The organism is Cupriavidus sp. CPT47-8839-RL05A (assembly GCF_058792255.1).
In genome coordinates this window covers 1-25,855 of record NZ_JBYTEG010000023.1, presented here as the reverse complement: position 1 = coordinate 25,855, position 25,855 = coordinate 1, and the positions used below count along the sequence as shown (strand labels likewise).

Annotated in this window: 25 protein-coding genes; 17 read left to right on the top strand and 8 right to left on the bottom strand. The window is 68.9% G+C overall.

What is annotated here, in order from left to right; all coding sequences use genetic code 11:
• Positions 1 to 140: 140 nt before the first annotated feature.
• The 11 genes from bioA (at position 141) to AC3WVS_RS24860 (ending at position 10,813) form a co-directional block, all read left to right on the top strand.
• The gene (gene bioA, locus AC3WVS_RS24910) at positions 141 to 1,553 is read left to right on the top strand and encodes an adenosylmethionine--8-amino-7-oxononanoate transaminase (protein ID WP_492320745.1); all 1,413 of its coding nucleotides are present in this window, start codon (positions 141 to 143) and stop codon (positions 1,551 to 1,553) included.
• Positions 1,543 to 2,757 (top strand): 8-amino-7-oxononanoate synthase, encoded by a 1,215-nt coding sequence (gene bioF / locus AC3WVS_RS24905; protein WP_492320744.1) that lies wholly within the window; start codon positions 1,543 to 1,545, stop codon positions 2,755 to 2,757. Before bioA ends, bioF begins: the two co-directional genes overlap by 11 nt.
• A complete protein-coding gene (gene bioD / locus AC3WVS_RS24900; RefSeq protein ID WP_492320743.1) occupies positions 2,754 to 3,491 on the top strand; it encodes a dethiobiotin synthase in 738 nt (245 codons plus the stop codon). Before bioF ends, bioD begins: the two co-directional genes overlap by 4 nt.
• A 19-nt stretch (positions 3,492 to 3,510) precedes the next feature.
• Entirely contained in the window at positions 3,511 to 4,542 is a 1,032-nt protein-coding gene (gene bioB / locus AC3WVS_RS24895) for a biotin synthase BioB (RefSeq protein ID WP_492320742.1), read from the top strand.
• 64 nt (positions 4,543 to 4,606) lie between these two features.
• Positions 4,607 to 6,634 (top strand): acetyl/propionyl/methylcrotonyl-CoA carboxylase subunit alpha, encoded by a 2,028-nt coding sequence (locus AC3WVS_RS24890; RefSeq protein ID WP_492320741.1) that lies wholly within the window; start codon positions 4,607 to 4,609, stop codon positions 6,632 to 6,634.
• 107 nt (positions 6,635 to 6,741) lie between these two features.
• Positions 6,742 to 7,683 (top strand): 2-hydroxyacid dehydrogenase, encoded by a 942-nt coding sequence (locus tag AC3WVS_RS24885; RefSeq protein ID WP_492320740.1) that lies wholly within the window; start codon positions 6,742 to 6,744, stop codon positions 7,681 to 7,683.
• 37 nt (positions 7,684 to 7,720) lie between these two features.
• Positions 7,721 to 8,656, top strand: coding sequence for a hydroxymethylglutaryl-CoA lyase (locus AC3WVS_RS24880; protein ID WP_010813274.1), 936 nt, complete (start codon positions 7,721 to 7,723; stop codon positions 8,654 to 8,656).
• 41 nt (positions 8,657 to 8,697) lie between these two features.
• Positions 8,698 to 9,198, top strand: coding sequence for a YbaK/EbsC family protein (locus tag AC3WVS_RS24875; protein ID WP_010813275.1), 501 nt, complete (start codon positions 8,698 to 8,700; stop codon positions 9,196 to 9,198).
• Positions 9,195 to 9,623 carry a thioesterase family protein gene (locus tag AC3WVS_RS24870; RefSeq protein WP_492320739.1) on the top strand — a complete coding sequence of 143 codons (429 nt, stop codon included), beginning with the start codon at positions 9,195 to 9,197 and terminating at the stop codon, positions 9,621 to 9,623. Before AC3WVS_RS24875 ends, AC3WVS_RS24870 begins: the two co-directional genes overlap by 4 nt.
• Positions 9,624 to 9,644: 21 nt before the next feature.
• Positions 9,645 to 9,887, top strand: coding sequence for a DUF1289 domain-containing protein (locus AC3WVS_RS24865; RefSeq protein WP_492320738.1), 243 nt, complete (start codon positions 9,645 to 9,647; stop codon positions 9,885 to 9,887).
• The gene (locus AC3WVS_RS24860; RefSeq protein WP_492320737.1) at positions 9,857 to 10,813 is read left to right on the top strand and encodes an MBL fold metallo-hydrolase; all 957 of its coding nucleotides are present in this window, start codon (positions 9,857 to 9,859) and stop codon (positions 10,811 to 10,813) included. The genes AC3WVS_RS24865 and AC3WVS_RS24860 overlap by 31 nt, the downstream gene beginning before the upstream one ends.
• Positions 10,814 to 10,835: 22 nt before the next feature.
• Here the strand turns inward: AC3WVS_RS24860 and AC3WVS_RS24855 are convergent, their stop codons facing one another.
• The 6 genes from AC3WVS_RS24855 to AC3WVS_RS24830 form a co-directional block, all read right to left on the bottom strand.
• Complete coding sequence (locus AC3WVS_RS24855; protein ID WP_492320736.1) at positions 10,836 to 13,037, bottom strand: TonB-dependent receptor; 2,202 nt, start codon at positions 13,035 to 13,037, stop codon at positions 10,836 to 10,838.
• A 159-nt stretch (positions 13,038 to 13,196) separates the two neighbouring features.
• Positions 13,197 to 13,655 (bottom strand): hypothetical protein, encoded by a 459-nt coding sequence (locus tag AC3WVS_RS24850; RefSeq protein WP_492320816.1) that lies wholly within the window; start codon positions 13,653 to 13,655, stop codon positions 13,197 to 13,199.
• Complete coding sequence (locus AC3WVS_RS24845) at positions 13,588 to 14,868, bottom strand: GTP-binding protein (RefSeq protein WP_492320735.1); 1,281 nt, start codon at positions 14,866 to 14,868, stop codon at positions 13,588 to 13,590. Before AC3WVS_RS24845 ends, AC3WVS_RS24850 begins: the two co-directional genes overlap by 68 nt.
• Positions 14,869 to 15,099: 231 nt before the next feature.
• Complete coding sequence (dksA, locus tag AC3WVS_RS24840) at positions 15,100 to 15,519, bottom strand: RNA polymerase-binding protein DksA (protein ID WP_010813282.1); 420 nt, start codon at positions 15,517 to 15,519, stop codon at positions 15,100 to 15,102.
• A 610-nt stretch (positions 15,520 to 16,129) separates the two neighbouring features.
• A complete protein-coding gene (locus AC3WVS_RS24835) occupies positions 16,130 to 17,215 on the bottom strand; it encodes a CobW family GTP-binding protein (RefSeq protein WP_492294151.1) in 1,086 nt (361 codons plus the stop codon).
• A gap of 30 nt (positions 17,216 to 17,245) precedes the next feature.
• Entirely contained in the window at positions 17,246 to 17,782 is a 537-nt protein-coding gene (locus tag AC3WVS_RS24830) for a Fur family transcriptional regulator (RefSeq protein ID WP_492320734.1), read from the bottom strand.
• Positions 17,783 to 17,923: 141 nt separating this feature from the next.
• Here AC3WVS_RS24830 and AC3WVS_RS24825 point away from each other — a divergent pair, with 141 nt between their 5' ends.
• From AC3WVS_RS24825 to AC3WVS_RS24805, 5 genes are all read left to right on the top strand, one after another.
• Complete coding sequence (locus AC3WVS_RS24825) at positions 17,924 to 18,823, top strand: alpha/beta fold hydrolase (protein ID WP_010813285.1); 900 nt, start codon at positions 17,924 to 17,926, stop codon at positions 18,821 to 18,823.
• A 293-nt stretch (positions 18,824 to 19,116) separates the two neighbouring features.
• Complete coding sequence (locus AC3WVS_RS24820) at positions 19,117 to 20,103, top strand: tripartite tricarboxylate transporter substrate-binding protein (protein WP_492320733.1); 987 nt, start codon at positions 19,117 to 19,119, stop codon at positions 20,101 to 20,103.
• A gap of 228 nt (positions 20,104 to 20,331) precedes the next feature.
• Positions 20,332 to 20,868 (top strand): ATP-dependent protease subunit HslV, encoded by a 537-nt coding sequence (gene hslV, locus AC3WVS_RS24815; protein WP_010813287.1) that lies wholly within the window; start codon positions 20,332 to 20,334, stop codon positions 20,866 to 20,868.
• 50 nt (positions 20,869 to 20,918) lie between these two features.
• Positions 20,919 to 22,250: an ATP-dependent protease ATPase subunit HslU gene (gene hslU, locus AC3WVS_RS24810; protein ID WP_492320732.1), complete on the top strand. Its 1,332-nt coding sequence runs from the start codon at positions 20,919 to 20,921 to the stop codon at positions 22,248 to 22,250.
• A 336-nt stretch (positions 22,251 to 22,586) separates the two neighbouring features.
• Entirely contained in the window at positions 22,587 to 22,880 is a 294-nt protein-coding gene (locus AC3WVS_RS24805) for a hypothetical protein (protein ID WP_436220631.1), read from the top strand.
• Between the two features lie 74 nt (positions 22,881 to 22,954).
• Here the strand turns inward: AC3WVS_RS24805 and AC3WVS_RS24800 are convergent, their stop codons facing one another.
• Positions 22,955 to 23,566, bottom strand: coding sequence for a response regulator transcription factor (locus AC3WVS_RS24800; RefSeq protein ID WP_011614398.1), 612 nt, complete (start codon positions 23,564 to 23,566; stop codon positions 22,955 to 22,957).
• Complete coding sequence (locus AC3WVS_RS24795) at positions 23,563 to 24,951, bottom strand: ATP-binding protein (RefSeq protein ID WP_492320731.1); 1,389 nt, start codon at positions 24,949 to 24,951, stop codon at positions 23,563 to 23,565. The genes AC3WVS_RS24800 and AC3WVS_RS24795 overlap by 4 nt, the downstream gene beginning before the upstream one ends.
• Before the next feature lie 176 nt (positions 24,952 to 25,127).
• On the opposite strand from AC3WVS_RS24795, the gene AC3WVS_RS24790 reads away from it, so the two are divergent.
• Entirely contained in the window at positions 25,128 to 25,616 is a 489-nt protein-coding gene (locus tag AC3WVS_RS24790) for a copper chaperone PCu(A)C (protein ID WP_492320730.1), read from the top strand.
• Positions 25,617 to 25,855: the final 239 nt, after the last annotated feature.

Sequence of the window (25,855 nt, the reverse complement as noted above, 5' to 3'; positions counted from 1 at the left end):
TAACGTAAAAATATCGCCTTCGTTGCCAAGCCCGAGAAGACATTCCTAACATGGCCCTCCCCAACCTGTCCGCCACCGTCGCACTGCCCGGCCTCGCCGGCAGCGGCGCGCGCGCGGACGGTCAACAAAGGAGGGCTATCTTGGATCACCTGTCCCTTTCCCCAGGCAGCGACGCGCAGGCACTCGGCCAGCGCAGCCGCAACGCCGTCTGGCATCCATGCACGCGGCTGCGCCCCGACGACGACGCGGTGCCGCTGGCGATCGTGCGCGGCGTTGGCCCGTGGCTGCATGATGCCGACGGCCGCCGCTATTTCGACGCCACCAGCTCCTGGTGGGTCAACCTGTTCGGCCACGCCAACCCGCGCATCAACGCCGCGCTGGCCAGCCAGCTGGAAACGCTTGAGCACGTGATGCTCGCCGGCTGCACCCACGCTCCGGCGGTGGAGCTGGCCGAGCGCCTGTCGGCGCTGACCGGCGGCGCGCTCGGCAATGTCTTCTACGCTTCGGACGGCGCTTCGGCGGTCGAGATCGCGCTGAAGATGAGCTTCCACTACTGGCGCAATACCGGCCTGCCGGCCAAGCGCGAGTTCGTCTGCCTGCGCCATGGCTACCACGGCGAGACCGTGGGCGCGCTCGCGGTGACCGACGTGGAAGTGTTCCGCGATGCCTATGATCCGCTGATCCGCCGCGCACACGTGGTGATGTCGCCCGACCCACGCCAGGCCGCACCCGGCGAGAGCGCTGCGGACGTGGCCGCCCGCGCCCTGGCGGAGCTGGAAACCCTGCTGCGCGAGCGCGCCGGCCAGATCGCCGCGCTGATCGTCGAGCCGCTGGTGCAGGGCGCCGCCGGCATGGCAATGTACGACCCGTCGTATCTGGATGGCGCGCGCGCACTGTGCGACCGCTACCGGATCCACCTGATCGCCGACGAGATCGCGGTGGGCTGCGGGCGCACCGGCACCTTTTTCGCGTGGGAACAGTCGCGCGCCGGGGAGGCGCCGCTGCCCGCGCACCTGTGGCCTGACTTCCTGTGCCTGTCCAAGGGCATCAGCGGCGGCTACCTGCCCCTGTCGCTGGTGCTTTCGCGCCCGGAGATCCAGCGCGCCTTCGTCGCCGACGAGCTGGCCCGCAGCTTCCTGCATTCGCACTCCTACACCGGCAACCCGCTGGCCTGCCGCGCCGCGCTGGCCACGCTGGACCTGTTCGCGCAGGACGACGTGCTCGCGCGCAACCGCGAGCGCGCGCACTGGCTTGCCGACGGCATGGCCGCGCTGGCCGCCGACGCGCGCCTGCGGCACGTGCGCCAGCGCGGGCTGATCTGGGCCGCCGATGTGCGCGATGACGTCGCCGGCGCCGACTTTGCCGCGCGCTTCCATCACGCCGCGCGCGAGCGCGAGCTGCTGGTGCGTCCGATCGGCAATACGGTGTACGTGATGCCGCCCTACGTCTTCGATGCCGCGCAGGCACGCTGGCTGGGCGAGCAGATGCTGGCCACGCTCGACGATGTAACCACCGATGTGACCACGAGCGGGGAGGTGCGCCATGCTGCTTGAACAACTGAGGCAGGCCGCCGAACAGCGCCACGCGCTGGCCCTGACGCGCCGCCGCCGCGTTGCCCACACTGCCTGCGCGCCGCATCAGGCCGTGGGCGAAGACGGGTCCGAGCCGGAATCGCTGCTGACCTTCTGCAGCAACGACTACATGGGGCTGGCCAACCACCCGGATGTGATCGCCGCGCTGGTGGAAGGCGCGCAGCGCTATGGCGCGGGCAGCGGGGCCTCGCACCTGGTCAGCGGGCATTCGCTGGCGCACACGCAGCTGGAAGCGGAACTGGCGCGCTGGCTCGCCCCGCATATCCCGCATGCGCGCACGCTGTATTTCTGCACCGGCTACATGGCCAACATGGCGGTGCTGACCGCGCTGGGCACGGCGGGCGCCACGCTGTTCTGCGAGTCGCTCAACCATGCCTCGCTGATCGATGGGGCGCGGCTCGCGCGCGCCGACGTGCAGCGCTACCCGCATTGCGACACCGCCGCGCTGGAAGCGCTGCTGGCGGCCAGCACCAGCGAGCGCAAGCTGATCGTGACCGACAGCGTGTTCAGCATGGACGGCAATGTCGCGCCGCTGCGCAAGCTGCTGGAACTGGCCGAGCGCCATGACGCCTGGATCATCGTCGATGACGCCCACGGCTTCGGCGTGCTGGGCGAGCAGGGCCACGGCGTGCTGGAAGCGCTCGGGCTGTCGTCCGAGCGGCTGATCTATATCGGCACGCTCGGCAAGGCCGCCGGCGTGGCGGGCGCCTTCGTTGCCGCGCACGAGACCATCATCGAACACCTGGTCAACACCGCGCGGCCGTATATCTACACCACGGCCGCGCCGCCGGCAGTCGCGCATGCGCTGCTGGCCAGCCTGGCGATCATCGAAGGAGAAGAGGGCACGCAACGCCGCGCGCAACTGACGCGCTGCATCGCCATGCTGCGCGAGGGGCTGGCCCAGCTGGCTGCCATCGCGGGCTGGACGCTGGGCGACAGCGAGACCGCGATCCAGCCGCTGATCGTCGGCGACAATGGCGCCGCGCTGGCGCTGTCGGCCACGCTCGAGGCGGATGGCATCCGCGTCGGCGCGATCCGGCCGCCGACCGTGCCGGAAGGCACCGCGCGGCTGCGCATCACGCTGTCGGCCGCGCACACCGAAGACGATGTGCGGCGCCTGCTGGATGCCCTGAGCGCCGCCGTGGCGCAGCGGGAGGTCGCATGAGCACGCGTGCGCCTTTCGCCTGCTTTATCACGGGCACCGATACCGGCATCGGCAAGACCCACGCCAGCGCCACGCTGCTGCATGCGCTCCATGCCGCCGGCTACCGCACCGCGGGCATGAAGCCCGTGGCCAGCGGCAGTGAGTGGCGCGACGGCCATTGGCACAACGACGACGTGGCGCAGCTGCGCGCCGCCAGCTCGGTGGCGGTGCCGCTGGGCCAGACCTGCCCGTTCCTGCTGCGCACCCCGTGCTCGCCGCACCTGGCCGCCGCGCACGAGGGCGTGCGCATCACGCGCGCGCCGGTCCGTGCCGCCTTCGACGCGCTGCGCCGGCAGGCCGATGCGGTGGTGGTTGAGGGCGTGGGCGGCTTCAACGTGCCGCTCGACGCAGGCGCGGTGCGCTGGAACACCGCCGACCTGGCGGTGATGCTGGCGGTCCCGGTAGTGATGGTGGTCGGCATCCGGCTCGGCTGCCTGAACCACGCCATGCTGACCGCCGAAGCCATCCGCGCGCGCGGCCTGCCGCTGGCGGGCTGGATCGCCAACCGGGTCGACCCGGACATGCTGCTGGCCGACGAGAACATCGCCACGCTGCACGCGTCGCTGGACGCGCCTTGCCTGGGTGAATTGCCCTGGCAACTGGCGCCCGCCGCGGCAGCTGGCCGGCTCGACCTTGCGCCGCTGTTCGCCGCCGCTACCCAATACCAAGCCGAGGCCGCCGGCCTTGCTGCCTGAACCAGAATTCGCATCGATCATGACTCAAGCTCACACCGCTACCACCGTTACTACCGTTTCCGTCGATTCCCTGCGCCAGAGCGCGCGCTCGCACGCACTGCCCGATGACGCCGCGTGGCGCGTCGATGACGTTGCCGCGCTGTTCGCGCTGCCGTTCAACGACCTGCTGTTCCGCGCCCAGCAAGTGCACCGCGAGCACTTCGACGCCAATACCGTGCAGCTGTCCACGCTGCTGTCGATCAAGACCGGCGGCTGCGAAGAGGATTGCGGCTACTGCCCGCAGAGCGCGCACCACGATGCCGGCGTGAAGGCCGAGAAGCTGATGGCGCTGGACGAGGTGCTGGACGCCGCGCGCGCGGCCAAGGCCAATGGCGCCACCCGCTTCTGCATGGGCGCCGCCTGGCGCAGCCCCAAGGACCGCCACCTGGAGCCGGTGATGGACATGGTGCGCGAAGTCAAGGCGATGGGCCTGGAGACCTGCGTCACGCTCGGCATGCTCAAGGCCGAGCAGGCGCAGCAGCTCAAGGAGGCGGGGCTGGACTACTACAACCACAACCTGGATACCTCGCCTGAGTTCTACGGCAAGATCATCACCACGCGCACCTACCAGGACCGGCTCGACACCATCGGCCATGTGCGCGACGCCGGCATCAATGTCTGCTGCGGCGGCATCGTCGGCATGGGCGAGGGGCGCGAAGCGCGCGCCGGCCTGATCGCGCAGCTGGCGAATATGGACCCGTATCCGGAGTCGGTGCCCATCAACAACCTGGTCCAGGTCGAGGGCACGCCGCTGGCGGGCACCGAGGCGCTGGACCCGTTCGAGTTCGTCCGCACCATTGCCGTGGCACGCATCACCATGCCGCGCGCCATGGTGCGCCTGTCCGCCGGCCGCGAGGCCATGGACGAAGCGTTGCAGGCGCTGTGCTTCATGGCCGGCGCCAATTCCATTTTTTACGGCGAAAAGCTGCTGACCACCGGCAACCCGCAGGCCGACCGCGATCGCGCCCTGCTGGCCCGCCTCGACATCCGCGCAGAGGGCTACGCGGGATGACGAGGTAAGGAAGCCCACCGGTAGTCAGCTGGCTCGCCGTCCTGTCGAAAAACTAGGAGGAGCCATGTTCAACAAGATCCTGATCGCCAACCGCGGTGAAATCGCCTGCCGCGTGGCCGCCACCTGCCGCCGGCTCGGCATCCGCACCGTCGCGGTGTACTCGGATGCCGACGCCGACGCGCGCCACGTCGCCTTCTGCGACGAGGCCGTGCATATCGGCGGCGCGGCCGCGCGCGACAGCTACCTGCGCGCCGACCACATCATCGAGATGGCGAAGGAAGCCGGCGCCCAGGCCATCCACCCGGGCTACGGCTTCCTGTCCGAGAACGAAGCCTTTGCCGAGGCCTGCGCCGCGGCGGGGCTGGTCTTCATCGGCCCGCCGGCGTCCGCCATCCGCGCGATGGGCAGCAAGAGCGCGGCCAAGCAATTGATGGAGAAGGCCGCGGTGCCGCTGGTGCCCGGCTACCACGGCGAGGACCAGGGTCCGGCGCTGCTGCGCCGCGAGGCCGACCGCATCGGCTACCCGGTGCTGCTCAAGGCCAGCGCCGGCGGCGGCGGCAAGGGCATGCGCGTGGTCGAGTCGGGCGACGCCTTCGAGGCCGCGCTGACCTCGGTCAAGCGCGAGGCGTCGGCCAGCTTCGGCGATGACAAGGTGCTGGTGGAGAAGTACCTGACGCGCCCGCGCCATATCGAGATCCAGGTGTTTGCCGATACCCACGGCAACTGCGTCTACCTGTTCGAGCGCGACTGCTCGGTGCAGCGCCGCCACCAGAAGGTGCTGGAAGAAGCCCCCGCGCCAGGCATGACCGAGGCGCGCCGCCGCGCCATGGGCGAAGCGGCGGTGGCCGCGGCCAAGGCGGTCGGCTATGTCGGCGCCGGCACGGTGGAGTTCATCGCCAACCAGGACGGTTCGTTCTACTTCATGGAGATGAACACGCGCCTGCAGGTGGAGCACCCCGTCACCGAGATGATCACCGGGCAGGACCTGGTCGAATGGCAGCTGCGCGTCGCCGCCGGTGAAGCGCTGCCGCTCACGCAGGACCAGCTGCGCATCGACGGCCACGCCCTGGAAGCACGCATCTACGCCGAGAACCCCGACAAGCAGTTCCTGCCGTCCACCGGCACGCTGCGCTTCCTGCGCACGCCGCCGGCGGTGCAGTTCATGCGCGGTGAGGATGTGCACGGCCCGGCCGGCATCCGCATCGACGCCGGCGTGCGCGAGGGCGACACCATCAGCCCGTTCTACGACCCGATGATCGCCAAGCTGATCGTCTGGGGCAAGGACCGCGACGAGGCACTCTCGCGCATGCGCCAGGCGCTGGCGGCCTACCACGTGGTGGGGTTGTCGACCAACGTGGCCTTCCTACAGCGGCTGGTGTCGTCCCAGGCGTTCCGCACGGCGGACCTCGACACCGGCCTGATCGAGCGCAACGAGAAGGTCCTGTTCCCGCCGCCGGCGCCGGTCGGCCTGGAAGTCATCGCGCTGGCGGTGGCGGCGCTGTTCGACCGCGAGGCCCGCGAGCGCCGCATCGACGCCGCCGACCAGCATTCGCCGTGGACCCATGGCGGCGCGTGGCGGCTGAACGGCGGCGTGTCGCGCACGCTGCGCTTCGGCTATGGCGAGCAGGTGCTGGAGGTGATGCTGAGCACCAACGAGCGCGGCAGCACGCTGATCTATGCGGACCAGGCGGCGCCCTTTGCCTGCACCTGCCAGGCCGACGATATCCGCATCAACCTCGGCACCCGGCGCGCGCACGGGCAGGTGCATGCCGATGGCGAGACCTTCCACGTCTTCTATGCCGGGCGGCATGTGAGCCTGGCCTGGCTCGATCCGCTGGCCCATGCCGGCGAGACCGAAAGCGAAGGCGGCAAGCTCACCGCGCCGATGCCCGGGAAGGTCATTGCGGTGATGGTCGAGGCTGGCAGCACCGTCACGCGCGGCACGCCGTTGCTGGTGATGGAGGCCATGAAGATGGAGCACACCATCAGCGCACCGGTGGACGGGGTGGTGAGTGAGGTGCTTTACGGGGTCGGGGAGCAGGTGGTGGAGGGGGCGCAGCTGCTGGCGTTCGAGGGGAAGTCGGGGGCTTGAAGCGCGACAGGGGGCAGGGGCGCGGTTACCGTTGCCCCAACCAACCCCAAGCCCGTTCCTCTGCCAAAATACGCCTTTAACCCCACCAGAATTCCCCTGGAGACAAAATGAAGTTGCAGTTGTACGTCCCCGATGGCCGCTACGACCCCTGGATCGCAGGCTTCGCCGAGGCACTGCCCGAAGCGCAATGCGTGACGTGGGAGGACAGCCGTGGCGAACCGGCCGACTACGCCGTGGTCTGGCGCCCGCCGGTGGAGATGCTGCGTGGCCGTACCGACCTGAAGGCGGTGTTCAACCTGGGCGCCGGCGTCGACGGCATCCTGCGCCTGCGCGATGAAGCCCCTGACGCCTTGCCCGCGGGCGTGCCGATCGTGCGGCTCGACGATGCCGGCATGGCCGCGCAGATGGCCGAGTACGTCACCCACGCTGTGCTGCGCTATTTCCGCAAGATGGACGCCTACGAGGCCCAGCAGCGCGCCGGCAACTGGAAATTCCTGAAGCCGCATCGCCGCGCGGACTTCACCGTCGGCGTGATGGGGGTGGGCACGCTCGGCACGCATATCGCCCGCACGCTGGCGGGCTTCGGCTTCCCGGTGCGAGGCTGGAGCCGCACCGCGCGCGCCATCGAAGGCGTGAGTGGCTTCTACGGCGATGCCGGGCAGGCGCCGTTCCTCGATGGCCTGCGCGTGCTGGTCAATGTGCTGCCGCTGACACCGCAGACCGAGAACATCCTCAACGCGGGGCTGTTCGCGCGGCTGGCGCAGGGCGCGTATGTGATCAACGTCGCGCGCGGGCAGCACCTGGTCGAGGAAGACCTGCTTGCCGCGGTGCAGTCGGGGCAGGTTGCGGGTGCCACGCTCGACGTGTTCCGCACCGAGCCGCTGCCTGCCGAACACCCGTTCTGGCAGGAGCCGCGCATCACCGTCACGCCGCATATCTCGGCGCTCACGTTGCGCGAAGACAGCATCGCGCAGATCGCCGGCAAGATCCGCGCGCTGCGCGCGGGCCAGCCGATCGCGGGCGTGGTCGACGTGCAGCGGGGCTACTGAGCGCCCGACCAATACGAATCAAAGACAGGAGACAGCCATGACCATGCCGAACTACGTGAAGATCGTTGAAGTCGGTCCGCGCGACGGCCTGCAGAACGAGAAGGCGATGGTGCCGACCGAGGTCAAGGTCGCGCTGATCAACCAGCTGACCGATGCCGGCTTCGTCAATATCGAGGCCGCGTCGTTCGTGTCGCCCAAGTGGGTGCCGCAGATGGCCGACGGTGCCGACGTGATGGCGCGCATCCAGCGCCGGCCCGGCACACTGTTTTCGGCGCTGACGCCGAACATGAAGGGGTTTGAAGGCGCGATCGAGGCCGGTGCCGACGAGGTCGTGATCTTCGGCGCCGCCAGCGAGGCGTTCTCGCAGAAGAACATCAACTGCTCGATCGCCGAGTCGATCGCGCGCTTTGCGCCGGTGGCAGCGGCAGCCAAGGAGAAGGGCGTGCGCCTGCGCGGCAGCATCTCGTGCGCGCTGGGCTGCCCGTACCAGGGCGAAGTACCGGTGCACGCGGTGGTCGACGTGGTGCGGCGCATGCGCGAACTGGGCTGCGACGAGATCGACATTGCCGACACCATCGGCGTGGGCACCCCCGTGCGCGTGCAGGAAGTGATGCGCGCCGCGGCGGCGGAGTTTGCGCTGGACCGCCTGTCGGGCCATTTCCACGATACCTACGGGCAGGCGCTGTCCAATATCCTGGCCAGCCTGGAAGTGGGCATCTCGATCTTCCATGCGTCGGTGGCGGGGCTGGGCGGATGCCCGTACGCCAAGGGCGCGACCGGCAACGTGGCGACCGAGGATGTGCTGTACATGCTGCACGGCATGGGCATCCACACCGGCATCGACCTGGAAGCGGTGGTGCGCACCGGCGACTATATCTCGCAGGCAATCGGCCGCGCCAACAGCTCGCGCGTGGGCCGTGCCTTGCTGACCAAGTGGGCCGCCGCCAGCGATGCGGCGCCTGCCTGCGCGTAAGTGCGGATCAGGCGCGGGCCACAGAACAAGGAGAAGTACGCATGACGGTGAATGACGAAGCGCTGCCCGAGTCCGCGCAGCGCGTGGCCGACCTGCTGGCCGGGCTTGGCCATGACCGGCCCGTGGTGATGCTGCCGGCCACCGGCAAGACCTCGGCCGAGGCCGCGGCGGGGCTGGGCTGCAGCGTGGCCGAGATCGCCAAGTCCATCATCTTCCGGCGCGTGGCCGACGACGCGCCGGTGCTGGTGATCGCCAGCGGCAGCAACCGCGTCGACGAGGCCAAGGTGGCCGCGCGCGTAGGCGCGCTGGGCAAGGCCGACGCGCGCTTCGTGCGCGAGAAGACCGGCTACGCCATCGGCGGCGTCTGCCCGATCGGCCATGCGGTGGCGCCGGTGATGCTGCTGGACCAGGACCTGTTCCGCTATGACAGCTTGTGGGCCGCGGCGGGGCATCCCCATGCGGTCTTCAACCTGACGCCGCACCAGTTGCAGCAGATGACGGGCGCCGAAGTGGCCGACGTCGCGGCAGGCTCGGTGGCATGAGTCCCGACCTGCGCCCCGGCCTGACCTTCAGCTGGCAATACACGGTGCCGCCCAAGGCCACCGTGCCGCGCCTGTACGACGATATCCCGGGCTGCCCCGAGATGCCCGACGTGCTGGCCACCGGCTATATGGTCGGCATCATGGAATGCGCCTGCCTGCAGATGCTGCGCGAGCACCTGGACTGGCCGCGCGAGCAGTCGCTCGGCACGCTGGTCAGCTTCTCGCACCTGGCGCCGACGCCGCCGGGCATGACGGTCACGGTCAAGGGCGAACTGGTCGAGGTGGACGGGCGCCGCCTGCGCTTCCAGCTGAGCGCCTGGGACGGCGAGGACAAGATCTCCGAGGGCGTGCATGAGCGCCACCTGATCGACGCCGGCCGCTTCAACGAAAAAGTGGCGGCCAAGGCCGCGCGCGCGGCGGGCTGAGTGGCGAGCGAGCGCAACGCCATGGCCCTCACACCTGCCGAGCTGGCCGCTCAGGCCGACGCCGCGCAGCGGGCCTCGCCGGTGTCGTCGCCATGCCGCAACGTCTGCCGCATGGATCCGGCCACCGGCTACTGCGCGGGCTGCCTGCGCACCATCGAAGAAATTGCCGGCTGGTCGTCCGCCGGCGATGAAGACAAGCGCCGCATCTGGGCGCAGCTGCCGCAGCGCGCCGCATGGCTGGCAGGCGAGGAGACATCCCCTTGAGCGAACGCCCGGTCCCGCAGTTGCCGGCCACCATGCGCGTGTTCGAGCGCGGCTGGCTGTCGGCAAACAATATCCTGTTCGTTGAGGGCGACGATACGGTGCTGGTCGATACCGGCTACGTCACCCACGCGCCGCAGACGGTGGCGCTGGTGGCGGCCGCCTTGCAGGGCCGGCCGCTCGCACGCGTGATCAATACCCATCTCCACTCCGACCACTGCGGCGGCAATGCCGCGCTGCAGGCACGCTGGCAGCCGCGCACCGCGATCCCCGCGGCCGAGGCCGCAGCCGTTGCCGCGTGGGATACGGAAGCGCTCAGCTACAAGGCCACCGGCCAGCAGTGCGACCGTTTCACCTTCGACAGCGTGCTGAACGACGGCGACACGCTGCGCCTGGGCGGCATCGACTGGCAAGTCGTGGCCGCCCCCGGCCATGACCCGCATGCGGTGATGCTGTTCGCGCCGGCCGAGCGCATCCTGGTTTCCGGCGATGCGCTGTGGGAGAACGGCTTCGGCGTGATCTTCCCCGAGCTGGATGGCGAGAGCGGCTTCGCCGAGCAGGCGGCGGTGCTGGAACGGATCGCGCAACTGGACGCGCGGCTGGTGATCCCGGGCCACGGCCGGATGTTTACCGATGTGGCGGCGGCGGTCGAACGCGCTCAGGGGCGCCTGGCCTACCTGAGCGCCGACCCGGCGCGCAATGCCAGCCATGCGGTCAAGGTGCTGGTGAAGTTCAAGTTGCTGGAGCAGCAGTGCATGGCCCAGGACGCGCTGGTGGCATGGATGGAAGCCGCGCCGCTGATGGTGCGCATCCGCCAGCGCTTCATGCCGGGGCTGGAGATGGCCGAGATCTGCGCGCAGACGGTGCGCGCGCTGGCGGGAGTGAAGGCGCTGGCGGTGGAGGGGGCGTGGGTGGTGAATCGGGATTGATTCACCACGCCTGCCTGCATCCTCAGAATGACGTCCTGAACCCCACCTTCACACTGCGCCCGGCCAGCGGCGCGATGTCCCGCAGGATCGACGCCGAGTTGCGCGCATCCTGGTTGGTCAGGTTGTCGCCGCGCAGGTACACCAGCGTCTGCGTGCCCGACACCTTGAACTTGTAGGTCAGCGCCAGGCTCAGCAGCGTATAGGCATCGGTCGGCGTGTCGTTGGTCGGCACGCGGGTCTGCTTGGCGGCGTAGGTCACGTCGACGCGCGCGCCCCACGGGCCCGCGCCATACACCAGTGCACCGCCCAGGCGCAGCGGTGCCAGCCGCGGCAGCGGTTCGCCGGTATCGCGGTTCTCGCCGCGCACGTAGTCGGCGCGGGCCTCGAAGTCCAGCGTGTCGCTGGTGGTCAGCATTTTCTGCAGCAAGCGCGTCTTGCCTTCCACCTCGAAGCCGTACAGCGTGGCCGGCACACCCAGGTACTGGAACTCCGGCAGCGCGTCCGGGCTGCCGGCGGCGACCACGTCGCCCGCCTCGTCACGCGTGCGGCCGGTGGCGTTCAGCGCCAGGTAGTTGGCGAAGCGGCTGTAGTAGCCCGACACGGCGGCGCTGTGCGCGCCGGACTTGAAGCGCACGCCCAGGTCGATAGAGGTGGCCCGTTCCTTGTTGGCATTGGGATCGCCCAGCTCCCACGCGCCGGTGGCCACGTGGGGGCCGTTGGCATACAGCTCGTAGAAGGTCGGCGCGCGCTCGGTGTATGACAGGTTGCTGGTCAGCGACCACAGCGGGTTGACCTTGTAGAGCAGGCCGGCCGACGCGCTGGTGGCGTTGAAGCTGCGGCTGGCATCGGTAAAGCGGTCGTTGCCGTTGGCGCTGGCCTTGATGCTGCTGTGGTCCAGGCGCCCGCCCAGGTTCAGCTTGAGGTCGCCGGAAGCGGTCAGCGGCAGTTCCTCGAACACGAACAGCGCCGCGTTATCCGTATTGGTGCTCGGCACGAATGCCTCTTCGCCCAGTGCCGAGAAGTCGGTATGGCCGAACTGCGTGCCGATCACGCCCGTCATGTTGCCGATCTTTGCGTGCCTGGCCTCCAGGCGCGCATCCCAGCCGCGGTTCTTGAAGATCGTGCCGGTCTCGCCGCCCTCGATCTCCTTGTGTTCGTAGTCGGTGTAGCCGAACTTGCCCTTGACCGATTCGAGCCAGCCGGCGGTGTTGCCGGCCAGGTTGCGTGCCTCGCCTTCCAGCGCAAAGCGGTCCTGCCGCATCTTCAGCCGCACGTCGTCCTCGGCGGGCGTGCCGTACTCATTGCGGTAGGCGCTGTAGTTGGCGCCGACGAAGCCATCGGCCCAGGTGTAGGAGCCGCCCATCGCGCCGCCTTCCTGCTGCGCGCTGGTGTTGGGCAGGCGGCCATAGGCTTCGGTCTCGCCTTCGGGCAGTGGATCGGCGGTGCGCAGACGGTCGCTGCGGGCGTAGCCGGGGATGCGCAGGTCGCTGGTCTTGCGCGCGAAGGCGTCGGCGTGGACGGCGAACTTGCCGTTGCCGGCCTCGATCAGCGCGCTGGCGTTGCGCGCCTGGTCGCCGCCCGCGGTGGCGCTGGCATCGACCGCGCCGCCGATGCCTTCGATCGGCTCCTTCGGAATCCGGTTGTCGATCACGTTGACCACGCCGCCGATGGCGTTGCCGCCGTACATCAGCGCCGCCGGGCCGCGCACGACCTCGATGCGCTCGGCCACGAGCGGGTCCACCGGCACGGCGTGGTCGTAGGACAGCGTGGAGGCGTCGACGGTGGTGCCGCCGTTCTGCAGCACCTTGATGCGGTCGCCGTCCAGGCCGCGGATCACCGGCCGGCTGGCATTGGGGCCGAAGTAGCTGGACGAGACCCCGGGCAGTTTGTCGAGCGTGTCGCCCAGCGTGCTGCCCTGGCGCACGGCCAGGGCGTCGCCGCCGAGCGTCGATACTGGCGCCACCATGTCGTTGAGGTCGCTTCCGAGCGGGTTGGCGGTGACCACGACTTCGCGCAGCGTGGTGCCGGCTGGCGCGGTGGCGGTGGCGGTGGCGGTGGCGGTGGCCGTGGCGGGTGCGCTGTCGGCGGCAGGTGCCGTGGCCTGTGCCAGCGCGGCGGGCGCGACGAAGGCGGTGGCCATGGTGGCGGTGAGGGAAGCGGCAAGGGCCGCCAGCGGGGTCAGGCGCGGTGCGCTGGTTGGTACGGTGTAACGATTCTTCGACATGGCGCGCGGAGCGAGGCAATGGCAATCGGCCCGGCTGGCACGGCAGCTGCCCGGCACCGCGCCGGCCACCCGCGATGGGCGTGGCCGCGCAGCCGCAATGGGCAGGCGTTCAGCTCGGAATTGGTCAGGCCGGGTGCGCGGCGAGGGCCGCTTCCCGGATCAGGCGAGGGCGATGGCCGGCGCCGGCGGCGCGCGCGATTGGAAGGGGTGGGTGGCGGGCAGGTCGGGCCAGCGCCAGGCCAGGTTGGCCGGCTTGACCGGCTTGCCAAAGGCAAGCTGCGGCAGCGGCAGCTTGCCGCACAGGGTGTCGGCAACCGTGGCGCCATCGAACAGCACGCACGAGTGGCCGCTGAATTTCTGCGCCAGCGGGTGCGGCTCGGGGTCGTTGGCCGAGGCGGCGTCGGCCGTTGTCACGGAGGCCGACGGCGCAAGCAGGCCGCCATGCACGATGCGGTGGGTCAGCCCGGCGTGCTGCGCCAGCAGCAGGCATAGCGCCAGCCACAGCGCGGACCAGAGGCCCGGGCCATGCGCGCGCAGGCGGGCGAACCAGTCAGTGCGCATGCGGATGGCCGGCGTGGTTGCCGTGGTGGTGGTCGGGATCGCCGCAGCCGCAATCATCGCCATGGCCATCGCCATGGTCATGATCGTGGTCGTCGTCGAAGTCGTCGACCCAGGCGGGGAAGGGATCCGCATAGCCCGCCCAGGCTTCCGCGCCCGCGGCCATCTCGGCATCGGTCAGCAGGCAGGCGTCGAGCCGGGCCTGCAGCGCCGCATGGTCCAGGTCCAGGCCGGTCAGCACCAGTTCCTGGCGGCGGTCGCCGAAGGCTGCCGGGGCACCATCGACCTGCATGTCGGCTTCGACTTCGGCGCGTTCGGCGCTGTCGGCCGGCCATTCCGCCGGATCCAGCGCGGCCCACCAGGCGCCGGCGCCGCCATGGCGGCAGACGCCGCCGGACTGGTTCCAGTCGCCCGCCGTATCCATGCGGCTGGCCAGCCAGAACAGGCCCCTGGAGCGCAGCACGCTGCCGTGCTCGCGCAGCCATTCGGTATGGATCAGGTCGGCGAAGCGCTGCGGGTGGAACGGGCGGCGGCGGCGGTAGACCAGCGTGGAGACGCCGCTGGCGTCGGCAGCCGGCAACTCGCCGCGCAGCGCGGCGAGCCAGCCCGGTGCGTCCGCGGCGGCTTCAAAGTCGAAGCGGCCGGTGCCTTGCACGCGCTCGGGCGCGACCTTGCCGAAGCTGGCTTCGACGATATCGGCATGCGGGTTCAGCGCCTGCAGCACGGCGCACAGCCGCGCCAGTTCAGCCGCGCTGGCGAGGTCGGCCTTGTTCAGCACGATCACGTCGCAGCATTCGACCTGCGCCACCAGCACTTCAGCCACGGTCCGGTCATCGTCCGTGGCCTGCGCCAGCCCGCGGTCGGCCAGGAACTCGGCCTCGTTGAGGTCGCGCAGGAAGGTGGCGGCATCGATCACCGTCACCAGCGTGTCGGGTTGCACCGCCGCGTCGGGCCCGGCGCCATGCTCGGCCTCGAACAGGAAGCCTTCGGCAATCGCGAGCGGCTCGTCCAGGCCGTCGGCTTCGATCAGCAGCGCGTCAAAGCGGCGCTCGGCGGCAAGCCGGGCGGCTTCGCCGAGCAGGGCGTCGCCCGCGGGCAGCACCGTGGCCTCGCAACCGGGCGGCAGCGGCGCCGGCGCCTGCCCATGCTGCGGCCCGCAGACCAGCACGGCCAGGCGCCGGCCCGCGCTGTGCGCAAGCAGGTGGTTCAGCAGCGTGGTCTTGCCGGCGCCGGGGAAGCCGGACAGCACGGTGACGGGCAGGCGATCAGCCATGGCAGGAGAGGTGGAAGTGACGAGGGACTACGCAGCCCAGGCGAGGGGCGCGTTGTTGCAACAAGGTTGCGAATTTACCAGAAAGGCCGGGGCGGCAACAGCCGGATGATTCTCAATGGTAGGCCGTGGCGACGGCACGACAAGGCGGACGCGGCCCGCCAAAGCAAACGGCCCGGGTAACCGGGCCGTCACGTTACGCCTGCCGCACCGGCCGTGCCGGCGCGTGGCGTATCAGTCGCCGAACAGCTTCTGGCGCAGTTCGCGGCGTTGCTGCGCTTCCAGCGACAGCGTGGCGGTGGGACGGGCCAGCAGGCGCGGCACGCCGATCGGCTCGCCGGTTTCCTCGCACCAGCCATAGTCGCCGGACTCGATGCGTTGCAGCGACTGCTCCACCTTCTTCAGCAGCTTGCGCTCGCGGTCGCGCGTGCGCAGTTCCAGCGCATGCTCTTCCTCGATGGTGGCACGGTCGGCCGGATCCGGCACGATGACCGTTTCGCGCAGGTGTTCCGTGGTCTGGTCAGCGTTCTTCAGGATTTCGTCGCGCAGCTGCTCAAGACGGTGCTTGAAGAAGGCGAGCTGCGCTTCGTTCATGTAATCCTTGTCGCTCATCTTCAGGATTTCAGCTTCAGTCAGAAGTTTGTTGCTGCTCATGGTTGCTGCTGATTCTCTTGTTGATGCGGCCGGCGGCGTCTGGGTCCGCTCGGGTGCGCTGTCCGCGCGCTTGCGCGCCACGGCTGTTTCACTCTGGCTGGCTGCAGTCTTGCTGCTTCGCGGGCCTCCCTTCGTTGCGCCCGCTTCGGCGTTCGCCGTACTGCCGCGGGGAGCGGGCGCGGCCTTCACAGGCTGCGCCTTGAGCGTCTCTGCCGCTGCAGTACCAGTCTTGCTGCGGCTTTCTTTGGTCTTCGTTGCGGCTGTCATGGGGACACCTCTCTCTCGCGTCAGTCAGTGACGGCGCGCGTCGGGGCACCCCAGGCGGAAAAAGGCGGTCTCCGCACGAAGCACTGCGACCGCACCTGCCGGCGGCCTGCCTCATGCTGACGACAACCGCCGCCCTGCAAGTCCACCAGATCCGATGGACCAAATGCCGGCAGCGGGAAAAAGGTGCGCCACCGGTATCAAATCCGGCCTATTGTACTTGAACAAATTTTTCCGAGATACGGGGAAAACCGGCTGGCGCTTCGGTATTTCCCCGGTACCCCGAACGGGGGGCGGCCGCGGAGCGGGGTTCGAGGGGGCGTCGCCGATGGGGCGACTGGTGCACTCAGGCCAGGCAGTTCTCCAGGCCCTTGAGGATGGCGTCGCGGGGCAGGTCCACGCCGATGAACACCATGCGCGTGCCCGGGGTCTCTTCCTCCCACTTGGCGCCGATGTCGCTGCCCATCAGCTGGTGGACCCCCTGGAACACCACCTTGCGGTCCACACCGTCCATATATAGTACGCCCTTGTAGCGCAGCAGTTTTTCCCCGTATACGGCCAGGATGCCGGACAGGAATTCCTCCAGCTTGCCGTAGTGGAAGGGCTTGTCGCTGCGGAAGACGAACGACGCAATGCGGTCGGTATGGTGGTGGTGATGGTGGTGGTCGTGCGCGTGGCCATGGCCGTGCGCATGGTCGTGCCCGTGGTCATGGCCGCAGTCGTCGCCGCAATGCTCGCCATGCTCATGGTCATGATCGTGGTCATGGTCGTCGGCGCGCAGGAATTCCGGGTCGATCTCCAGCTTGGCGTTCAGGTTGAAGCCGCGCAGGTCGAAGATGGTGTCGATCGGCGCCTCGCCGAAGTTGACCAGGCGGATCGGCGCGCGCGGGTTCATGTGCAGCAGGCGGTGGCGCAGCTCGGCCACGTCGGCTTCGGTCACCAGGTCGGACTTGGTGATGAAGATGGCGTCGGCAAAGCCAACCTGGCGCTGCGCCTCTTCCTGCTTGTCCAGCTGCAGGTGGGCATGCTTGGCGTCGACCAGCGTGATCACCGCGTCGAGCAGGTAGCGCGAGGCGATTTCCTCGTCCATGAAGAAGGTCTGCGCCACCGGGCCCGGGTTGGCCACGCCCGTGGTCTCGATCACCACGCGGTCGAAGTCGATCTCGCCGGCGTCGCGGCGCGTCAGCAGCGTCGACAGCGCCTGCACTAGGTCGCCGCGGATGGTGCAGCAGATGCAGCCGTTGCTCATCTGCACGATCTGCTCGCGGCCGTCCTGCACCAGGATCTCGTTGTCGATGTTCTCTTCGCCGAACTCGTTCTCGATCACGGCGATCTTCATGCCGTGCTGCTCGTTCAGGATGCGCTTGAGCAGGGTGGTCTTGCCGCTGCCGAGAAAGCCGGTCAGGATCGTGACCGGGGTCAGTTTGGACATTGTTGTTCTCCGGGTATGAGAGATTGCCGTTCAGTGCGAAGCGCCGCCTGGCGAGGCGGGCGCACGCTTGCCGCACTCGGCGCAGACGCCGTTCACGGTCAGTTCGACATGTTCGATGGCAAAGCCGCTGGGCACGCGCGGCGCGGCCGGCTGCACCGGTGCGCTGGCATCGTCCAGGCAGAAGGTGCGGTCGCAGCGGGTGCAGTGGAAATGGCTGTGCTGGCGGTGCTCCTGCGCGCGCGCGGCCTCGTGTTCGACCAGGCTGAAGCGGAACACGCGGTCGTTGCCGGCACGCTTCTGCGCCACGCCCTGTTCCACCAGCCAGTCCAGCACGCGGTAGACGGTGACGCGGTCTATGGTCTCGCCCGGTTCGGGCAGGCGGTCGATCACGGCCTGGTGCGTCAGCGCCTCTTCGCTGCCGATCAGGCAGGCCAGGATGCACAGCCGCGGCTGGGTCACGCGCGCGCCCAGCTGGCGCAGGCGCTCGTGGGCGGCTTCCAGGGACTCAGGGGTGGGGATCGCCGGTTCCGGTACAGCGGCCGGCCGGTCCGGACTGGGACGGGTCATGGGCGGATTTAACCATAGGCCCCCGGTTGATGCAATTCAGTTGCGTCAGCGGGCCGAATGGCGAAGCCGGCGCAGCCACGCCGATGAGGCGGTTTGCGCCTATGATCGGCACAGGACGACCCTTAGAAGCGGAGACGACCCATGCTGAATGACGCCAGCGCGCTGCTGTTCCCGAACTTCGAACCCTTCCGGCAGCGTGTCGGCGAGGTCGAGATCGCCGGCGTGCGCGGCGGTTCGGGACCGCCGCTGCTGCTGTTGCACGGGCACCCGCAGAGCCACCTGATCTGGCACCGGGTGGCGCCGGCGCTGGCCGATCACTTCACGGTGATCGCCACCGACCTGCGCGGCTACGGCAGCAGCTCGGCCCCGCCCGGCAATGCCGGCCACGAGCACTACAGCAAGCGCACCATGGCGCAGGACCAGGTGTCGCTGATGACGGCATTCGGTTTCGAGCGCTTTGCGCTGTGCGGCCACGACCGCGGTGCCCGCGTCGCGCACCGGCTGTGCATGGACCACCCGGACGCGGTCAGCCGCGCCATGCTGCTGGACATCGCGCCCACGCTGGCGATGTACGAGCGCACCAGCATGGCCTTTGCCGCCGCCTACTGGCACTGGTTCTTCCTGATCCAGCCGGCGCCGTTCCCCGAGACGCTGATCAACGCCGAGCCCGATTTCTACATCGAGAAGCTGATGGGCCTGCGCCACGCGGGCCTGACGCCCTTCGCCCCCGATGCCATGGCTGCCTACACCGCGGCGATGCGCGACCCGGCGCGCGTGCATGCCATGTGCGAGGACTACCGCGCCGCCGCCACCATCGACCTGGAGCACGACCGTGCCGACCGCGAGGCCGGGCGCCGGCTGGCGCTGCCGCTGCGCGTGCTGTGGGGCGAGCACGGCGTGGTGGCGCGCTGCTTCGAGCCGCTGGCGCTGTGGCAGGAGGTGGCCACCGACATCAGCGGCCAGGCGCTGCCGTGCGGGCACTACATCCCGGAAGAGGCCGCCGAACCGCTGCTTGAGGAAATGCTCGGTTTCTTCCGTTAGGCCGCACCGGGTGTCACAAACACATGCCTTTGCATCCGATCTCTGCCATATCTTTCCCATTTCCCGCCATATGCGGCTGATTGCAGGCGGGTTAGCCCCTATACCTGCATATTGTCTGTAGTTGCTAACATCAAGGCCCGCCCTTGCCGTTTACGGCAGGGCAGCCGAGCCAGCCGGCATGGTCCAAGAGCGCGGCCACAGCGACCGCGCCAGATGCGCCCCGCACAAGCAGGGGCCGGGCCGGCGGCAACGCATTGCAAGACGGGTATTGAAGGGAACCAGGAGAAGAGAGCATGAAACGAGTGGTAAAGATGGTCGCGGGCGCGCTGGCAGTCAGTGCGCTGGGTGTGGCGACGGGCGCGTACGCGCAGGAATTCCCGGGCGGCAAGCCGGTGTCGGCCGTGGTGCCGTTCTCTGCGGGCGGCCCGACCGACAAGGTCTCGCGCGAACTGACCGCGATCATGTCCAAGCACCTGGGCACGACCATCGTGATCGAAAACCTGGGCGGCGCCGGCGGCACCATCGGCGCCAAGAAGGTGGCCCAGGCCAAGAACGACGGCCACACCCTGCTGATCCACCATATCGGCATGGCCACGGCCCCGGCGCTGTACCGCAACCTGGGCTTCGATCCGCTCAAGGACTTCGAGATGATTGGCGAAATCGCCGACGTGCCGATGATCCTGGTCGGCAACAAGCAGCTGCCGCCGAACACCTTCAAGGACCTGCTGCCGTACATCAAGGCCAACGCCGGCAAGCTGTCGCTGGCCAATGCCGGCATCGGCTCGGCCTCGCACCTGTGCGGCCTGCTGTTCCAGAGCGCGATCCAGACCGAGCTGACCACCGTGCCGTACAAGGGCGCTGCGCCGGCACTGACCGATATCCTGGGCGGCCAGGTCAACCTGCTGTGCGACCAGACCACCAATCTTGCCGGCCATCTCAAGGCCCACTCGGTCAAGCCGTACGCGGCCATGCAGGCACGCCGCGTGGAAGCGTTCAAGGATGTCCCGACCGCGGCCGAGCAGGGCATGCCGGGCGTGGAAGTGAAGGTCTGGCACGCCATGTACGCGCCCAAGGGCACGCCCAAGCCGGTGATCGACAAGCTGTCGGCGGCGCTGCAGAAGGCCGTGGCCGACCCGGCTTTCCGCGCCAAGATGGCCGAGCTGGGCGCCGAAGCGGTGTCGGCGCAGCGCGCCACGCCGGATTCTCTGCGCAACTACCTGAGCGCCGAAATCAACAAGTGGACGCCGGTGATCAGGAAGGCCGGCGTATACGCCGACTGATCAGGCGGTGTGATACATAAGGCGCGCGGGCCCTGGCCCGCGCGTGCCGGACAAGGGCCATGCGGCAACGCATGGCCCTTCTTGTTTTCTGGCGGGGCGTCCGGCAGCCTGCCGGCAGGCATCCTATATTGGGTCAGACCGGGCGGCGCTTCCCGAAGCACGCCACAGGCCTTGAAACCGGCCGGGGGCGTCGCCAACTACGGTCCTGACATATTCACGGAAGCCACCATGGAACAGTATCACGGCACTACCATCGTCAGCGTCCGCCGCGGCAATCAGGTCGCACTCGGCGGTGATGGTCAGGTCACGCTCGGCAATATCGTGATGAAGGGCACCGCGCGCAAGGTGCGCCGCATCTACAACGGCAAGGTCCTGGTCGGGTTTGCCGGCAGCACCGCCGACGCCTTCTCGCTGCTGGACCGCTTCGAGGCCAAGCTGGAAAAGTACCAGGGCAACCTGACCCGTGCCGCGGTCGACCTGGCCAAGGACTGGCGTTCGGACCGCGCCCTGCGCCGGCTGGAAGCCATGCTGATCACCGCCGACCGCGACACCACGCTGGTCATCACCGGCAACGGCGACGTGCTCGACCCCGAGGGCGGCATCGCCGCGATCGGCTCGGGCGGCGCGTACGCGCAGTCTGCCGCCAAGGCGCTGGTCGAGAACACCGAAATGGCCCCCAAGGACGTGGTCGAGAAGGCGCTGACCATTGCCGGCGAGCTCTGCATCTACACCAACACCAACTTCGTCATCGAGACGCTGGAATAAGCGCAGGCCGGCCACCGCGCAGGCCGGCGCGCCCCCACTGAACGGATACCATGTCGCACACCATGACCCCGTCGGAAATCGTTTCCGAACTCGACAAGCACATCATCGGCCAGAACAAGGCCAAGAAGGCCGTGGCGGTGGCGCTGCGCAACCGCTGGCGCCGCCAGCAGGTGGCCGAGCCCCTGCGCCAGGAAATCACTCCTAAGAACATCCTGATGATCGGCCCGACCGGGGTCGGCAAGACCGAGATCGCGCGCCGCCTGGCCAAGCTGGCCGACGCGCCCTTCATCAAGATCGAGGCCACCAAGTTCACCGAGGTGGGCTATGTCGGCCGCGATGTCGACACCATCGTCCGCGACCTGGCCGAGATGGCGATCAAGCAGACGCGCGAGTCCGAGATGAAGAAGGTGCGCACCAAGGCCGAGGACGCGGCCGAGGACCGCCTGCTCGACGTGCTGCTGCCGCCGGCGCGCGATATCGGCTTCGCGCAGCCGGAAGAGAAGGATTCCAACACGCGCCAGGTGTTCCGCAAGAAGCTGCGCGAAGGCTCGCTCGACGACAAGGAAATCGAGCTGGAACTCTCCGCCGGCATGCCGAGCATGGACATCATGGGCCCGCCGGGCATGGAAGACATGACCGAGCAGATCCGCACCATGTTTGCCGGGCTGGGCCAGGGCAAGAAGGCGCGCCGCAAGATGAAGGTCAAGGAAGCCTTCAAGCTGCTGATCGACGAAGAGGCCGCCAAGCTCGTCAATGACGAGGAGCTCAAGCACAAGGCCATTGCCAATGTCGAGCAGAACGGCATCGTGTTCCTGGACGAGATCGACAAGATCGCCAGCCGCAGCGATGTCGGCGGCGGCGAGGTGTCGCGCCAGGGCGTGCAGCGCGACCTGCTGCCGCTGGTGGAAGGCACCACGGTGAACACCAAGTACGGCATGATCAAGACGGACCACATCCTGTTCATTGCTTCGGGCGCGTTCCACCTGTCCAAGCCGAGCGACCTGATTCCCGAGCTGCAGGGCCGCTTCCCGATCCGGGTCGAGCTGGAGTCGCTGTCCGTGCAGGACTTCGAGGCGATCCTGACGCAGACCGATGCCAGCCTGACCAAGCAGTACCAGGCGCTGCTGAACACCGAAGAGGTCAACCTGGTGTTCGCGCCGGACGGTATCCGCCGGCTGGCCGAGATCGCCTTCTCGGTCAACGAGAAGGTCGAGAACATCGGCGCGCGGCGCCTGTACACGGTGATGGAGCGGCTGCTGGAGGACCTGTCTTTCCACGCCACCAGGTCGTCGGGCGAGACTGTGACGATCGATGCGGCATATGTTGACGAGCGGCTTGGGGATCTGGCCGGGAACGAGGATCTGTCGCGTTACGTCCTGTAAAGGGGCCGGGATACGATGCAAGGCGCACCGTGGTGCGCCTTTTTTGTGGGTATTCGGGAGCTCGTGATTTTTGGATGGGTGCCAAGCGCGACACCCAACCGTAATGGCACCAAGCCAAAAACCACCGTGCGCGAAGGCCTCACATGCCCATCACCCGCACGGGACGTATTTCATGTCCATGCGTTTCCACCTGCCACACCCCGGTAACCATCGTAAGCATTGGTAAGCCCGCTGGCGCGCCCCTGCCGGCCGATGCGACCCTTGCGCACCTTGACGGTCGATTGACCGGTGCGGGAGCCACCGCATCCCCATCAACTCACTGGCAGGAGAAATCAGATGGTCAACTACAAGACCCGGCGCGTAGTGCTCGCCACGGGCGGACTGCTGGCCGCACTGGCGGCGGCAACCGCGTTCCTGTGTGTGCGTCCGGCCATTCCGGCTGCCGAAGCCGCGCAATCGGGCACGGTCGGTGCGGCCGCTGCCGCGGCGGCGGCGCTGGCGCTGGACTCGGGCGCGCTGTTCACGCTGGCAGACCGCCATGCCGGCGACGCCATGCGCATCGCACAAGGCAGCACGCCACAGGACAGCGCCGAGGGCCTGGACTGGGACTATGTCCAGCTGCGCCTGTAACCTGGATGGCGCTTGCCATTGGGCATGTGAAAGGCCGCGCACAGGCGCGGCCTTTTCGCTTATCGCCGCGGCAATTACCGCGACACCGGCCGCTTGCCCAGCTTGCGCTGCAAGGTGCGCCGGTGCATGTTCAGCGCCCGTGCCGTGGCGGAGATATTGCCGTCATGCTCGGCCAGCACGCGCTGGATATGCTCCCATTCCAGCCGCGCCACCGACAGCGGCACCGGCTCTTCCAGCGCGGCCTGCGCCGCATCTTCGGACACGCCCGCCATCAGCGCGGTCAGGATCGAATCGACATTGGCCGGCTTGGCCAGGTATTCGTCCGCGCCTTGCTTGACCGCCGCCACCGCGGTGGCGATGCTGGCGTAGCCGGTCAGGATCAGGATGCGTGCGTCCGGCAACGCCTGGCGCAGCGGCGACACCAGCTGCAGCCCCGATTCGGCGGGCACGGTGCTGCCGGCGTCCGGCGGCGGCTCCAGGTGCAGGTCCAGCGTGACATAGGCAAACTCGATGCGTGATGCCAGCGCCAGTGCGGTGCGGCCGTCGTGCGCCACCTGCACGGCATAGCCGCGTCGCGTGAGCGCGCGGGCCAGGGTGCCGGCAAAGACTTCGTCGTCGTCGATGACCAGGAAGGGCGTGCCAGCCGGTGCGGTGGCTTCGGGTACCGGGGTGAGGGTGTCGGTCATGGGGTTCGTGGTGCCGTGGCGGCGGCGGATGCGGAAAGGGTGGACAGCGCGGGCAGGCGCAGCTCGGCAACGGTGCCGCCGCCGGCGCGGTCATGCCAGGCCAGCTCGCCGCCCATCTGCCGGGCGGCGCTTTGCGCCAGGTACAGGCCGATGCCCTGGCCGCCGTGCTGGCTGGCCACCGGGGTTTCGCCCAGCTGGCCGCGCAGCATCTCGGGAATGCCGTCGCCGTGGTCGGCGATGCGGAACGACAGCCACGGCGCGGTATTGCCGGGCGCCATGGCGATCTGCAGCTGCAGCGGCTCCTGGCCGCGGCCGGCGGCTTGCTGGCTGCGCGCGGCGTTATCCAGCAGGATGGTCAGGATCTGGCCCACGCGCGCGGTTTCCACCGCCTGCGCGCCGGCGCCCGGCGTGGCGCTGGCCTGCAGGCTGGCGTTGGGGTGGCGCAGCTGCCAGCGCTCGGCAAAGGCCGGCAGCCAGCCGTCGATGCGCTGCGGCGCCAGCGTGGCCGGGTCTTCGCGCAGGCGCGCGAGCGTGGTGCGGCACAGCGCCAGCTGCTGCTCCATGGTCTGCAGGTCGGGCAGGTAGCTGTTGATTGCGGAGGTGCCGCGGCCCGCGTCGGAGGCATCGGCACGCAGCTCGCCGGCGATGACCGCCAGCGTGGCCAGCGGCGTGCCGATCTCATGCGCGACCGCGGCGGCCTGGCCGTTCAGGTCTTCCACGCGCGCCTCGCGCAGCAGCTGCTCGCGTGCCAGGTTCAGCTGCGCCTCGCGCTGGCGCAGCACGCCGGACAGGCGCGCCACGAACAGCGCGATCATCACCGCGCTGGCGACGAAGTTCAGCCACATGCCGGCCAGGTGGTAGTTCACCGCGTTGTCCGGGTTGTGCAGGTCCAGCGGCACATATTCGAACAGCAGCAGCGTGTAGCAGGCGAGCGCGTACAGCGCCAGCGCGATCACCTGGCGCCACGGCAGGATGGCGGCGGCAATGGCCAGCCCCGGCAGGTAGAACGAGACAAAGGGGTTGGTCGCGCCGCCGGTATAGAACAGGATGGCCGACAGCGCGGTCAGGTCCACCAGCAGCTGGCCCATCAGCTCGGCCTCGCCGGGGGCGCTGTTGCGCCGCGTGTGCTGGCGCAGGCGCAGGCCGGTCAGCAGGTTGAACAGCGCCTGCAGGCCGAACACCACCAGCAGCGGCCCGTAGGGCAGGCGGATGCCGGCGATGGGCTCGCAGCTCAGCACGGTCAGCGCCTGTCCCGCCAGCAATGCCCAGCGCAGCCAGAACAGCCGGCGCAGCGTCACCTGGCCATGGCGGGCGGAGGTGCCCGCCGGCAGTGGCGACAGGAAGGGGAGGTCGGGCAAGCGGGTCACGGCTGCGGCGGTGGTCATGGCGCGAGTGTATCAATGCGGCCGCGGGGCACCGGTGCGTGCGACACCTTGCCGCATTGGCGCCGCGCCGGTCGGGCTGCCAGACTAGCCGGCTGTGCGCCGCATGGCGGGGTTGCCTGGGGCATGCACGGGCGGGCATCGCCATGGTCTAATGTTTGCTTTCAGGAGAGCCTTTCATGCAAGCCAAATTCCGCTCGGCCACCCTGGCCGCATCGGTCGCCCTCGCCGCCGCGCTGGCGTCCGGCGCCGCGCTGGCCCAGGTCGATGTCAGCAACGCCTGGGTGCGCGGCACGGTGCCGACCCAGACTGCCTCCGGCGCCTTCATGGTGCTGCACGCGCACGACAACGCGAAGCTGGTCGGCGTGTCGTCGCCGGTGGCCGCGGCCGAGCTGCACGAGATGAAGATGGAAGGCAACGTGATGCGCATGCGCCAGGTCAAGTCGCTGGACCTGCCAATGATGAAGGACGTCGAGCTGAAGCCGGGCGGCTACCACGTGATGCTGATGGACCTGAAGTCGCAGCTCAAGAAGGGCGACACCGTGCCCATCACGCTGAAGATCGAGCAGGGCGGCAAGGTGATCGAGCAGAAGGTCACGGCCGAAGTGCGCGACATGGTGCCCGCTGCCGCCGGCGCGAGCGGCGGCCACGGCGAACACAAGCACTGAGCGCCTGACGGGGCCCGGCCTCGTCCATCCACCCATCCCGCCATCATGGCCAACAAGCAGCACGGCACCCGGCAGAAGCTGGTCTTTCGCGGGGACACGCGCCCCGCCAGGCCACCTGCTGTTCCCGCGCAGCGCCGTGATGCCCAGCCCCCGGCGCCAGCCTGTATAGACCGGGGACATAGGTAACACCTGTTCGGGGACATGGGTAACACAACTAGACTGGCTGGCAGTGTCTTTTG